At 64.9% G+C, this 11,062-nt stretch carries 21 protein-coding genes; 9 read left to right on the forward strand and 12 right to left on the reverse strand.

The genetic code is table 11. From position 1 onward, the window contains the following. Nucleotides 1–124: 124 nt before the first annotated feature. The 12 genes from ACOJSI_RS08585 to ACOJSI_RS08640 form a co-directional block, all read right to left on the reverse strand. Nucleotides 125–1,942, reverse strand: coding sequence for a DNA cytosine methyltransferase (locus tag ACOJSI_RS08585; RefSeq protein WP_420137857.1), 1,818 nt, complete (start codon nucleotides 1,940–1,942; stop codon nucleotides 125–127). After that, nucleotides 1,942–3,102, reverse strand: a complete 1,161-nt coding sequence (locus ACOJSI_RS08590; RefSeq protein ID WP_420137858.1) for a recombinase RecT — start codon at nucleotides 3,100–3,102, stop codon at nucleotides 1,942–1,944. The genes ACOJSI_RS08585 and ACOJSI_RS08590 overlap by 1 nt, the downstream gene beginning before the upstream one ends. Before the next feature lie 12 nt (nucleotides 3,103–3,114). Then, a complete protein-coding gene (locus tag ACOJSI_RS08595) occupies nucleotides 3,115–3,402 on the reverse strand; it encodes a hypothetical protein (protein WP_420137859.1) in 288 nt (95 codons plus the stop codon). 11 nt (nucleotides 3,403–3,413) lie between these two features. Next, nucleotides 3,414–3,770 (reverse strand): hypothetical protein, encoded by a 357-nt coding sequence (locus tag ACOJSI_RS08600; RefSeq protein WP_420137860.1) that lies wholly within the window; start codon nucleotides 3,768–3,770, stop codon nucleotides 3,414–3,416. Then, nucleotides 3,770–4,546: a hypothetical protein gene (locus ACOJSI_RS08605; RefSeq protein WP_420137861.1), complete on the reverse strand. Its 777-nt coding sequence runs from the start codon at nucleotides 4,544–4,546 to the stop codon at nucleotides 3,770–3,772. Before ACOJSI_RS08605 ends, ACOJSI_RS08600 begins: the two co-directional genes overlap by 1 nt. 10 nt (nucleotides 4,547–4,556) lie before the next feature. Beyond that, nucleotides 4,557–4,946 (reverse strand): hypothetical protein, encoded by a 390-nt coding sequence (locus tag ACOJSI_RS08610; protein ID WP_420137862.1) that lies wholly within the window; start codon nucleotides 4,944–4,946, stop codon nucleotides 4,557–4,559. After that, nucleotides 4,943–5,116 (reverse strand): hypothetical protein, encoded by a 174-nt coding sequence (locus tag ACOJSI_RS08615; protein ID WP_420137863.1) that lies wholly within the window; start codon nucleotides 5,114–5,116, stop codon nucleotides 4,943–4,945. Before ACOJSI_RS08615 ends, ACOJSI_RS08610 begins: the two co-directional genes overlap by 4 nt. Further along, nucleotides 5,113–5,541, reverse strand: a complete 429-nt coding sequence (locus ACOJSI_RS08620; RefSeq protein WP_420137864.1) for a hypothetical protein — start codon at nucleotides 5,539–5,541, stop codon at nucleotides 5,113–5,115. Before ACOJSI_RS08620 ends, ACOJSI_RS08615 begins: the two co-directional genes overlap by 4 nt. Beyond that, the gene (locus ACOJSI_RS08625) at nucleotides 5,538–5,696 is read right to left on the reverse strand and encodes a hypothetical protein (RefSeq protein WP_420137865.1); all 159 of its coding nucleotides are present in this window, start codon (nucleotides 5,694–5,696) and stop codon (nucleotides 5,538–5,540) included. The genes ACOJSI_RS08620 and ACOJSI_RS08625 overlap by 4 nt, the downstream gene beginning before the upstream one ends. Before the next feature lie 110 nt (nucleotides 5,697–5,806). Further along, nucleotides 5,807–6,196, reverse strand: coding sequence for an HIRAN domain-containing protein (locus tag ACOJSI_RS08630; protein ID WP_420137866.1), 390 nt, complete (start codon nucleotides 6,194–6,196; stop codon nucleotides 5,807–5,809). A gap of 1 nt (nucleotide 6,197) precedes the next feature. Further along, nucleotides 6,198–6,548: a hypothetical protein gene (locus ACOJSI_RS08635; protein WP_420137867.1), complete on the reverse strand. Its 351-nt coding sequence runs from the start codon at nucleotides 6,546–6,548 to the stop codon at nucleotides 6,198–6,200. After that, a complete protein-coding gene (locus ACOJSI_RS08640; protein ID WP_420137868.1) occupies nucleotides 6,548–7,306 on the reverse strand; it encodes an XRE family transcriptional regulator in 759 nt (252 codons plus the stop codon). Before ACOJSI_RS08640 ends, ACOJSI_RS08635 begins: the two co-directional genes overlap by 1 nt. Before the next feature lie 13 nt (nucleotides 7,307–7,319). On the opposite strand from ACOJSI_RS08640, the gene ACOJSI_RS08645 reads away from it, so the two are divergent. The 9 genes from ACOJSI_RS08645 to ACOJSI_RS08685 form a co-directional block, all read left to right on the forward strand. Further along, nucleotides 7,320–7,532: a helix-turn-helix domain-containing protein gene (locus ACOJSI_RS08645; protein ID WP_420137869.1), complete on the forward strand. Its 213-nt coding sequence runs from the start codon at nucleotides 7,320–7,322 to the stop codon at nucleotides 7,530–7,532. Next, nucleotides 7,529–7,888: a LexA family protein gene (locus ACOJSI_RS08650; RefSeq protein WP_420137870.1), complete on the forward strand. Its 360-nt coding sequence runs from the start codon at nucleotides 7,529–7,531 to the stop codon at nucleotides 7,886–7,888. The genes ACOJSI_RS08645 and ACOJSI_RS08650 overlap by 4 nt, the downstream gene beginning before the upstream one ends. A gap of 3 nt (nucleotides 7,889–7,891) precedes the next feature. Then, complete coding sequence (locus tag ACOJSI_RS08655) at nucleotides 7,892–8,101, forward strand: hypothetical protein (protein ID WP_420137871.1); 210 nt, start codon at nucleotides 7,892–7,894, stop codon at nucleotides 8,099–8,101. Continuing rightward, nucleotides 8,098–8,538, forward strand: a complete 441-nt coding sequence (locus ACOJSI_RS08660; protein WP_420137872.1) for a hypothetical protein — start codon at nucleotides 8,098–8,100, stop codon at nucleotides 8,536–8,538. Before ACOJSI_RS08655 ends, ACOJSI_RS08660 begins: the two co-directional genes overlap by 4 nt. Further along, a complete protein-coding gene (locus ACOJSI_RS08665; protein ID WP_420137873.1) occupies nucleotides 8,535–8,855 on the forward strand; it encodes a hypothetical protein in 321 nt (106 codons plus the stop codon). The genes ACOJSI_RS08660 and ACOJSI_RS08665 overlap by 4 nt, the downstream gene beginning before the upstream one ends. A 190-nt stretch (nucleotides 8,856–9,045) precedes the next feature. Further along, nucleotides 9,046–9,708, forward strand: a complete 663-nt coding sequence (locus ACOJSI_RS08670) for a hypothetical protein (RefSeq protein ID WP_420137874.1) — start codon at nucleotides 9,046–9,048, stop codon at nucleotides 9,706–9,708. Further along, nucleotides 9,705–9,866 carry a hypothetical protein gene (locus ACOJSI_RS08675; RefSeq protein ID WP_420137875.1) on the forward strand — a complete coding sequence of 54 codons (162 nt, stop codon included), beginning with the start codon at nucleotides 9,705–9,707 and terminating at the stop codon, nucleotides 9,864–9,866. Before ACOJSI_RS08670 ends, ACOJSI_RS08675 begins: the two co-directional genes overlap by 4 nt. Further along, a complete protein-coding gene (locus ACOJSI_RS08680) occupies nucleotides 9,863–10,804 on the forward strand; it encodes a hypothetical protein (RefSeq protein ID WP_420137876.1) in 942 nt (313 codons plus the stop codon). Before ACOJSI_RS08675 ends, ACOJSI_RS08680 begins: the two co-directional genes overlap by 4 nt. A gap of 3 nt (nucleotides 10,805–10,807) precedes the next feature. Further along, on the forward strand, nucleotides 10,808–11,062 hold a 255-nt coding region (locus tag ACOJSI_RS08685), incomplete at its 3' end, for a hypothetical protein (RefSeq protein ID WP_420137877.1).

The following is an 11,062-nucleotide window of genomic DNA, read 5'->3' on the forward strand; positions in this document are numbered from 1 at the left end:
CCGAACGCCTCCAACGACTTGCGGACGTTGTTCAGCGCCGCATTCAGCTCGGTCTTGAACTGGGATGCGGCCTTGCGATCGTTGCGGGCGAGACCGGCCGGCCATTGCAGGGGATAGGCTTGGGTCATGCTGCTAGCCTTACGTCGGCGATCTGCGGTTGGTTGGCGGCGACGAGGGCCCGCGCCACTGGCGGGCAAACGCTGTTGCCGATCGCGCTGATCTGCTTTGAAATGGGCATACGCCCGAACTTGCGCCGGCCCTGCGGATACCTCTTGCTAGGGTCCGTCGTGTACCAACATTCCGGATCGAGCACGTAGGTGTCGGGGAAGCCTTGCGCGCGAGCCAGCTCGCGGGGAGTGAGCATCCGCAGGCCGATATCGACGATCACATAGGTGATCGCATCAATCGTCACCGTGACCACGGCGAACCGCGCCTTGTCGGTTATGACGTCTAGAGGACGATCAATGGCCTGATCCTGCCCACCCTCGCCGTAATATTTGACGAGGAAGGCAGCGACCTTGACTGCCCGCCGCATGATCTCCGGCGACAGCGCGCCTTCTTCGATCATCGTCGTTTCGATGATCCCCTGATGCGGCCCTCGCGTGGCGACCGTGCTGACCTGGTCACGCATGGAGTGGCCGGCGTTATGCGAGCCATCGGGGTTGGTGTTGAACTGCGCCATATGCGCAGCGACCAAACCATGGTGTTGACCGCTGGCGCGCGTGACAGGTAGGGGCTGTTCGGGGTCGCCGCCGGCGCCGCGCTTGTCGCTGCCATAGAAGCGGGTCAGGAAGGCTGAGGCAAGCGCGGCGTCCGCCTTGCCCGTTGTCGTCGGATAAGCGCTGTCGAGCGCGACGGGCGGGCTTTGCGCGCGCCTGCCCCCCACGCCGATCAAGGTTGCGGCGACGATCCCGTTCGTGTCTTTTTTTGAAGCTGCGACGGTGTGATGCGGGTCATTGGCCGGCCGGTTCGCTCCGCCATGCTGGCCATAGCTGATGAAAGGCGCGAGCTTCGCGTCGACAAGGCCGAGGGGGGACGCGCCGGCCTGTCGCGTCGGATTTCCGTTTCCGGTGACGGTCGGCATTTCCTTGTCGATCGGCGAGCCGACGCTTCCGCCGTGGAATTTCGTGATGTGCGGAACGCCCATGCCGTTCGCGGGGACGAAGAAGGCTTTGCCGTGCTTCGCCGCCTCAATGACATGCCGGACAATGCCGTGGGCGACCCGCTGGTTGGTCGCGTCGGCGTGCGGCTTCGCGCGGTCTAGGATCGACGGTATGGGGATGGACCAATCGATGCACTCGGCTGCGGTGCGATAGGGCATGAGTTCACCGCTCAGCACGCGGTCATCGTTAGCCGGCGCGTGTGTCGGTTCGGGCCAAACGATGGGCAGGCCGTCGCAGCGCATGATGATGTAGAGGCGGCGCCTACTAGTCGGGGCACCCCAATCGCAGGCTTTGAGTTTCCGCCATTGCACCCGGTAGCCTAGTCCGCGCCATTGCCGGATCAGGCGCTTGAAAGGTTTGCCGGCTTGGGCCTTGATCGGGATTCCATCGGTATCGAGCGGCGAAGCGGTTTCGTATTCCTCGACGTTCTCGAGGTAGGCGACGGCCGGACGAACCTCTCGTAGCCAGTTGGTCACCTCGTTCGAAAGAGCGCGGATATGGCGATCCTTCACCGGCGCACCTTTCGCGCGGCTATATTCTTTGCAGTCGGGAGAGAACCATGCGCCGGCGACAGGTTCGAGCCTGGTTGCTGCTTTGGGCCAAATGGCGCGGATGTCTTGGCAGAAGTGCCGCGTGCCAGGGTGGTTGGCCTTGTGGATAGCGATCGCCGTCTCACTATGGTTGATCGCGATATCGACCTCGCGACCAATCGCCTGCGCAATGCCGGTGCTGGCCCCGCCGCCGCCGGCAAACCCGTCGATGAAGAGGCCAGCCCCCATCACTCCGCCTTCCCAGCCTTGATCAGCTCGACCCGCGCGGTCTGCGCCTCGGCGACCCGGTTGCGATCCTCGTCCGAAAGCGCCGCGAGCGTGTGGCCCTGGCCCGACATGTACGAGTTGATGTCCGGCACCGTGGTGCGCAGGTTGATCTCGTCGATGATCCGGTCGGCCGCGCCTTCGTTGGCTTCGCCGCGCTCCTCGTCGGGCTTGCCGCCTTCGTCATCGGCCCCGCCGTCCATCTGGCGCAGGCTCTCTCGGTCGAGCTGCTGCTGCGTCTCCTCGTCCAGAACCTCGCCCGTGTCGGGGTCGTGCGGGGTGTCGGTGCGGGAGGGGAGCACGGTGGGCGGCGCTACCTCGGTCGCCGAAAGGACGTTCGCGGTTGAAGCGGCGTAGATCGCGTCATCGCGAGCCTCGACGTCGATCAGGTCGCCAGACATGGGCAAGGTCTTGGAATGACGGCGCATAACCGTCTTCTTCGCCTGCTCCGGATACCATTCGACCCAGGGGCCGGATGGCGTGCGCGGATTGCCCCTCTTGTCGCGGGTGGCGCCGGTCTGGCTCTTCTCGCGAACCTTATCGACCTCGAAGCGGCGCATCACCTCGTAGGACTTAGAGCCGTCCTTATAGGTGGCCATCGAATATGCGGCGACGATGTTGCTGTCGGTTGCATCTTCCTCTGTGAGGTCGAGCATCGGCTTATGACGGAGGACAGATTCCGTGCCCTCCTCGTAGATGAAGAAACCTTCCGCGACCTCGCGCCGGTAAACCACGGCGGCCTTGATGTCGGTCACTTCACGCGACTGCAGGATCTTCTTTCGCAGCCCGTAGACCATCGGCATGTACTGGACGAGCAGTCGCGACACCCATTGGCCGGCGGCGTCCTTCTTGTTCTCCTTGAAGATCACCAGCGCGGCCTCGCGCTTGTCGGGCAGCAAGCCATCCTGTGCCGCCTTCATGCAGGCGAGCAGCAAGCTTTGCCGATCCGCGCGGAGCAGCTCCGGATCGGACTGCACGGCGGTGATGATGGTACGCTGGAACTGGTCCGGCTTGATGTGGGCTGGCAGCGCCATCTTAAATTGCTCGGCGCGCGTCGCGAGCTGGTTGCTCAGCGACGTGACAGCTGCGCGCGTTTCATCGATGTTGGCAAGGGCAGTGGCCATGGGTCGGGTTCCTTAGAATTCGACGACGGGCGCGGTGAGCGCGTCGGGCTTGGGATCGGTGGTGCCGGCCTCGATCGCGGCCAGTATCTCGGCGTCCGGGTCGATCTTGCCGATGATGGGCTTGCACGCGAACGGCGGGGCGTCGTCGCTGATCGAGACAACCTCGACGCGCTTCCAGCCATCGCTCCGCGCGTCGGGCACCTTCACGAAGTCGCCGGGGGCGAGAGGCTCGCCATCCCACGTGTAGGTGAAGGTGCGCGCATCGGTCGGGCGGAACTTGCAGGCGACAAAAACGGGCATGGTCGATCTCCTCAGAAGGGCACGCACCAGCAGTCAGCGGCGGGCTTTTCGCAGCTGGTGCAGGTGCCGTTGACGTGATTGGCGATGCCCTGCTCTCTCCAGCGGGCGACTGCGGCAGCATCAGGCTGCGGCTCGGCGGCGATGCCGCTGGCGCGCTCGGCGAGCATGCAGTCTGCCATCTCGTAGGCGCCGTGGGCCGCCGCCTCGAAGTTGTAGCAGCCGTCGTGCGAAGCCGTTGCGGATAGCGCGTGCGACATTGCTTGACCGGCGAACCAGTCGCGCAGGCTCATGCCCTCATGGACCATCCCCACGTCGAGCGCATCTGCGCACTGTTGCGGAAATGCTGGCGGGTTCTCAGGCTCGCCCATCACCGCACCTGCGCCACGGTGTCTTCGAAGATGCGGACACCCTCGATCTCGCGGATCCCGCTACGCACCAGCGCAGCAATCGCCTTGTCGATCGCCTCGCGAACGTTGGCGTTCTTCTCCACCGCCATGAAGGCGACGGTGATGTCGGTGATCTCGTGCTTCCAGACCTTCCGCGCGCTCGTCAGCGTGCCGTAATCGCCCCGGATGCGGGTGGGCTCCTCGGCCGCAGGGGCGGGCGCGTAGACCGGCTCCGGCTCGGGCGCAGCCTGTCCCGCCTTGGCGGCTTCTGCCTCGCGCTGGCGCTGTTCCTCGGCGGCGACGCGGCGGGCTTCCTCGGCGCGGCGGGCCTCGGCCACGCGGCGCTGCTCCTCCTCGCGGACGAAGGTGTTGAGCTTGCCTTGAACGACGGCGCGCGCATCAACGAGCGGCAAGGCCTTTTCACGCGCGGCGCTATCGATCGCGCGCGTAGCGGCCAGGTAGGGCTCCTTTACGTTGACGCGGGCGTCCTCGATCACCTTGATCGCGGCGCTGACCTGTTTCACCAGCTCGCCGCACCGGCCCGCGCTCTCCTGGTCGGTCGCGGCTGCACGGCTGGCACTTCCGAGCAGGTCGGTGATCCGCTGCTCAAGGCCGCTACGCTGCGCCAGCAGGTCGCGGAACTCGCGCAGGGCGTCTTCCGAGGGTACGGGGCGGTTATGTCCCGGCTGACTGCCCACGGCCTGTGGCGGCGCCTTCTGCGCGGGCCAGGGCTTCACGTCATCGAACTTGGCGGCCATCGGCGGCTCCTCAGAACAACAGGGGGGATGAAAGGGGATCGACCCGCTTGGTCGGGTCAGCGACGGGGCTGTCCGGCGCGTGCTGCGCGGCCCAGCCGACACGCGAGAGTAGGAAGGCATATTCCTGCGCATCGACCGGCTCGTCGGCGCATCGGGGCCAGGCGTCCGTGACGTTCGCCCAGGCGCCGTTGATCAGCGCGTTCCAGCACGGCGCGCGGTCCAGCTCGTCCAGTGTCTCAGGGTCGAGCGGCAGACCGTGCCACAGCTTGACGGCGACGAAGACGCCACCGCTGCGCAGCCGCATGCGGTAGAAGCCCGCAACGGGCGTCTCCGCATCGTGGCCGGCCCAATCCGTTCTTGGCTCGTGACGGGTGCCGTAGGAGAGGGGGGCGCGCGTCACAGCGCTTTCCCCGCCACGAGCCAAGCCATGAAACAGATGGGCAGCAGGCCGAATAGGATGATCTTGCTCAGCCGCACGTTGAATGCGTTGAGGCGCGGCCATGCGCGATGCTCGTCCATCGGCTGGATCGGCGTGTCGCAGCGCGGTGCGACGTCGTAGGGCGTCATCATGCCACACCACCGCGCGGCTCATCGGCCACTATCTTGATAGCGGCCTTGACGCTCAGCACGTCAGCCATCGCCTGCTCGTACCGCTCGTATTCCGCGTCCACGGCGTCGACGTCGCAGCCTTGCGTCCACCGGGGCATCTCGTCGTCGATCGCGGTCTGCCGGATCGCCTCGATCAGCTCCTGCATCTCGGATACGGGCTTGCGCAGCAGGTCCCGCGCCTCGTCCATCGTGCGCTCGTCCCAAGCCTTCGCCTCGTTCCAGCGCTTGTCGCCGCGGAAGCCGAGACCGGCAGAGCCGAGGTCGCCTTCGATGTCCTCAAGCGCGAAGTAGGCCTTGATCACGGGGCGGGCGACGCGAAGCCAATCATTGGCGCGCGCAACCGCTTGGACCAGCGGATCGGCGGTGATGTTAGTGAGCGCGTTCATGCCGCAGCCTTCCGAACCGGCTCAGCCTGAGCGGCCTTATGCGCCTTCGACTTGGCTGCCGCAGCGTCCAGCTGGGCAAGGTACAGCTCAACCCGCTTCGCAGCGGGAAGGTCGCCGTTGGGGTAAGGAAGGCCGTAGCCGGTCGAGCGATGCACTGACGTTCTCCATCATTGCAGCCTCTTCGGCCTTGCGGCGATCGGCTACGATGGAGTGATAACACCACATTGGTGTTACGGTGTCAACACCGCTTTGGTGTCGTATGGTGTTATTCGTCCGGCGGTATTTCGTCGGGCCACCAATCCGGATCTCGAATCGGTGCCGCCCGCTCCGGTGGAAGGTCCGGCTCGTTCTCGTCCAGCGACACCCTGATCACGGCACCCCAGCTGGTCGCTTCTTGAAACACCGCCTGTAGATCCCGCCCTTCTGCCAGCAGGCCGCCGATCCAGCCGCAGCGCTCCGCGCTGAGGTAGCCCATGACGATCCCGCGTTGGCTCACCACCTGCACGGCGCGGGGATCGGCTGGGTTCTTCGGCTCGGGCACGAGGGAGACCGGCTCGGCTGGCCGGCACATCGCTATTTCGAAGCGGCGCGAAGGCCCTTTGCGGTTGGGGTATTCTGTGCCCACCACCGCGAGCGAAAGGGCGGTGATCGGCATGTCAGCCGGCCTTGCAGACCGCGTCCCAGCTATCGGAGATGGCGAGGATCATCAGGTTGTCCTCATTGGATGCTCCGGGACCGCCCATCGGCTGGATCAACAGTTCCTTGCCTGGATGGGTACGGTAGATGAAGCGACGAAACCCGACGTAGCCGCCGAAGCCATTCTTCGCGTTCACCTCGCCACAGACCCCTTTGGGGAAGGCCTGGACATTCCGGAACTGCGCCGATGCAGGGTCATTCAGGGCCGACGTCACCGCCTGCTCAGCATCCTGGATGTTGGCGACATCACGGGTCTCGAAATACTTACATCCTGCCAACAAAAGCGAAAGCAAGAGGATGGTCGGCCGCATCAATGCCGCCTGATCGATCCAACCAGGCGGGCCGCGATCGTGATATCGGAAGCATCGACGTCCTGATCCGGCACGTCGGGATTGTCGCTGATCACCTTGATCGTGCTCTTGCTGATCGCGCGGAGCCTCTTCAGCGCGCCAGCGCCAAACAGCGAGATCGCCCAGATCCTGTCCTGCATGTTGAGGACGCGTTGATGTGTGTCGACGATCAGCTCTTCCCGATCGTGGATCGTGGGGAACATGGAGTCTCCAACACCATTAACGATCCGAAGCGCGGACGGAGGGGAGGGGGTGAGCGCGCGTAGAAAGCTTAAGCCGAAATATACCGGTTCGCCCTCGACGTAGCTGTCGTCGATATTGGTGCCGGGGCCCATCGCATAGGACAGGTCCAGCCGCTGAATGGCGACGATCTCAGTGTCGTCAGCCGATCGCGTCACCTGGATGTCTGGTGTGATGCTCAGCGAGCGAGAACCGCCGCGATCCAAAATGGTCGCCGCATCGACTTCCAGAGCGTCGGCTGCCCGATCGATCCAGTCTTGTGAAAGCTTCCGCTGGCCCTTTTCGAGCCGCTCGATCTGCTGTCCACTCGTCCCCATGCGCCTGCCGAGCTCTGGCCGGGACCAACCGCGCGCCTCGCGCAAAACCTGAATGTTGTTGCCGCCGGCCATGCGGCCTTGTGCACCAAAACGGTGTTGGCCACCTACACGCCAAAATGGTGTTGACGACACCGCTCCTATGACACCATAATGGTGTTCCATTGGAGATTACACGATGACGCTTGCGGAGTGGCTGAAAGCCAAGGGGATGTCGAACGCAGAGTTCGCGGTCCGAATTAGCCGAAGCGCCGAGTCCGTGCGCAGATACGCAAGCGGCGAGCGCACCCCCGACAAGGAAACCATGCCGATCATCGCCCGGGAAACTGGCGGCGAGGTTCTGCCCAACGACTTCTTCGGGATCGAGACGCCCGACCAGGCTGCGGCATGAACGCCGCGACCGCTTTCACCGGCCGCTACCCGATCCACTCGCATCCGACCTGCGCTGATTGGGCCGATCTGGCGCTGACCCCGCGCGAGCATCAGGCGCTGACGTTCATCGCGGGCTACATCTCGGATCACGGTTTCGCGCCCACGCTTGTGGAGATCTGCGACGGTATCGGCGCGGCGCGCTCCCGCGGCCGGGCGCACGCCCTCGTCACCCAGTTGGAGCAGAAGAAGGCGATCCGCCGGGTGCGGGGGCAGGACAGGGGAATCGTTCTGGTCGACCGACCTGTCGATCTGTCCTCGATTTCCGATGCCGCGATCGCGACCGAATACGCTCGCCGCTTCGCCGGGAAGCACTGAGCCATGGCGCAATTCATCGTCGACTATGCCGTCCTGATCATCGCGATCGGCCGCGCGTGCATCGCCGGCGCCGTCGTCGCTGGCGTCCTGGCCTTCGTTTGGGCGCTGGATGACCTCGAGGCGCGCTTCCGCGCAACGCTCGACGATCAAGGCGATGAGGTCGCCGATTGGGGTTCCGAGGAGCTCCATAACGATCGGGGCAATGCGGCATGAGCGGCCCGACGATCCACGGCAAGACGCTGACCGCCTCCGCCATTTTGCGGGAGGTCGGAAACGATCTCTCCCTGATCCGCCAGCAGGACGGCCTTACCTGGGCGGATCTTGGCAAGGTACTTGGTCGCAGCGACGATCAGGCCGCCAAGTATGCCGACGGCAGCGCCGAGATGGGCATCGTCGCCTTCGGGTTCGGCCGCCGGGAGTGGGGCACTCGCTTTACCGGCTCCCTCGACCGCCTGCTGATGGGGTGCCGCGTCGACGCTGAATGCGACCGCGGTCGGCAGAGCCATGTCCTTCGCGCCGCGCTCGCGCTGTCCGTCGCGCTCGAGGACGATGACCAGATCACGCCGGACGAAGTCCGCGCCAACCGCGCCACGATCGAGAACGCGATCGGAGCGCTGGAAGCCCTTCTTTCCAAGGACACACCACGATGAGCCGTCTTCCACTGGTGAAGATTTGCGAAGGCTGCGGGCTGCAATATCGCCGCCCGACCGGCAGCAGCCGGATCAGCGACGATCGTTGGTCCAAGCGTCGGCATTGCTCGACCGAATGCGGCGTGCAGGCTGGGGAAGGCTATTCGGACAGGTTGAACCCAGGTGCGCCCGCCACGCACGACCCGCTGCGCCGGAACGCCGAGGTCGCGAGCGCTACGCTCCTCAAGCGGCAGCTCGGGTTCTACGATGCTGTAGCGCGCGAACGCGGGTTGGGCAGCGTCTGGGAAGCCGCAATTCAGCTCGGGATGGCCGCGTGATGAGCCGGCCGTCCACCGTATCAACCGCGCTTGCGAAAGCTGCGCTCAGGGGCCGTCCGTCGCTGCCGGTTGATCCGGAGCAGTGGGGCAGGGCGTTCAATCTCGCGCCTGGCGAAGGCTCACGCCTCGTGCGTGAAGAGCAGGCGCTTCGGAGCATGGCCCGGTGAGCCAGAACCGTTCAACCGCTGTGATGCAGCGCCGGATCGAGCCGCACGATTCGCTCGACGATTTTCCCACGCCCCCTTGGGCCACGCGGGCGATCTGTGAATTCTTGACGGGCCTCGGCTTCGATCTGGCTTTGATGGATTGCCGCGAGCCATGCGCGAACCGCGGGCACATGGTTGCTCCGCTGTCGGAAGCTTTCGGCCACGTCATGGCGAGCGACATTTTCGACTATGGCGTCGGCTTCCGAGTGCGCGACTATCTGTTTGGTCCAGACGCGCACTTCGATCGGACCGACTGGACGTTCCTCAATCCGCCATTCCGTTTGGCGCAGGAGTTCATCGAGCGCGCCATACGGCTCAGCCGCGTCGGTGTTGCCGTGATAGCGCGTAGTGCCTTCGCCGAGGGGCAGGAGCGAGCAGCCGACCTGTTCATTCCGAATCCCCCTAGCTACGAACTGACCTTCAGTGAGCGGGTTTGCATGCTCAAGGGCAGGCTGATCCGCGTCGGCGCGGTCGATCCGTTCGCCGAGAAGCCGGGTACGAAAGCCGCGACCGCCACGGCTTACAGCGCCTTCATCTGGCTGAAGGGTGACCCTGTCCCCGCAGATACCCGCAAGCGCTGGATCGCTCCCTGCCGCCTCCGCCTCGAGCGAGAAGGCGATTATCCTTCCTACGAGTTGGCGGCATGATCCGCCGCCTCATCCTCCGCTGGCAGCTTGAACGCGCCCTGGCCCGTCGCCGGCAGGAGCGTGAGGCGCACAGCCGCGCCGCGAAACAAGGCGCGTCCACCGCGATCCACAACCGCTTCGCCCGCGACATCCTGATGCGGGAGGCAGGGCGCGCATGACGCTCAATTGCTCCCTGCAGCTCTGGCAGTACCTGAAGAAGCGCCGCGCCCACATGCCAACGGAACAGGCCGCCATGGAAGCCGGGATCGGCCTGGCCGAGGCGCGCCTGACCGATGCCGAAGAGCGCAAGGGCCTGCTCGCGCACATCGACACATCAGAAACACCTCACCTGGATTTCAAACAGCTGACCGCGCCGGCGGCTGGAAAGGCTCCCCTGCGCGAAAGCGTCAACGCGGGCCGGGATGAGGTTCGGCATTGCCCCGCGAAGGAAGCCACCGGCGCAACACACCAGGAGGACAACATGGCACGGGCGAAACGGAAGGCCGCCGACGAGGTGGTCGAGATCAAGAAACCCGATTACGATCTGGCGCGCCGGATCTACTTCAACGACATCAAGCCCGAGAAGTCGCAGCAGGCGACCCATGGGCAGGCGCTGAGCTCCGCCTATAAAGAAATCAAGGACGCGGCTCACATCCAGCCGCAAGCCGCCAAGGCCGCGTTCGCGCTGGTCGAGATGGAAGAGAGCAAGCGCGACGATTGGCTGCGCTCGTTTAACGGCCTGTTGCAGACCTTCCGCATCTTCATGCCGCGCGACCTTGTCGACGTCGCCGAAGGGAAGGGCAGCACCGATAACGTCGTGCCGATCGGCGAATCCACGCGGCCTTCGCTCGCCACCATCCCCACTGATGACAGCGATCTTGCCGGCGACGACGACGCCACCTGGCGCGCTGGGCTGAAGGAAGGCGACAAGGTAATCATCCCGGCCGAGGCTGAGGGCGCCAACGATCAAGTCGGCACGATCAGCTTCATCGATGGCGACGAGCTCGATGTGGATGTCGGTGCCGGCGACGACGCCGAAACCGTCACGCTGCCCCGCGCCGATGTGTCGCGTCCGCCAGCCGACGATCAGGTCGAACACGCCCAGGCGGCGGAATAAGCGATGCGCGTCCTCGGTCTTGATCTTTCGAAGCGGTCGACGGGCTGGGCGTGCTGGGCGCCCGGTGAGGACCGCGGGCATTCCGGCACCTGGCAACTGGGATCGGAATTCACGAGCCGAGGGCGCGTGTTCGCCAAGCTGCACCAGTACATGTCGGACCTGCATCGAATCGGGAAGATCGACGCGATCTTCTTTGAGGAAACGATCGTGCCTGCCCAGCTGCAGGGGCACACCAACATCGACACGCTGCGCATCCTG

Origin of the sequence: Sphingomonas sp. (assembly GCF_048595155.1) — a bacterium.
In the GTDB taxonomy this organism is placed as follows: Bacteria; Pseudomonadota; Alphaproteobacteria; order Sphingomonadales; family Sphingomonadaceae; genus Sphingomonas_I.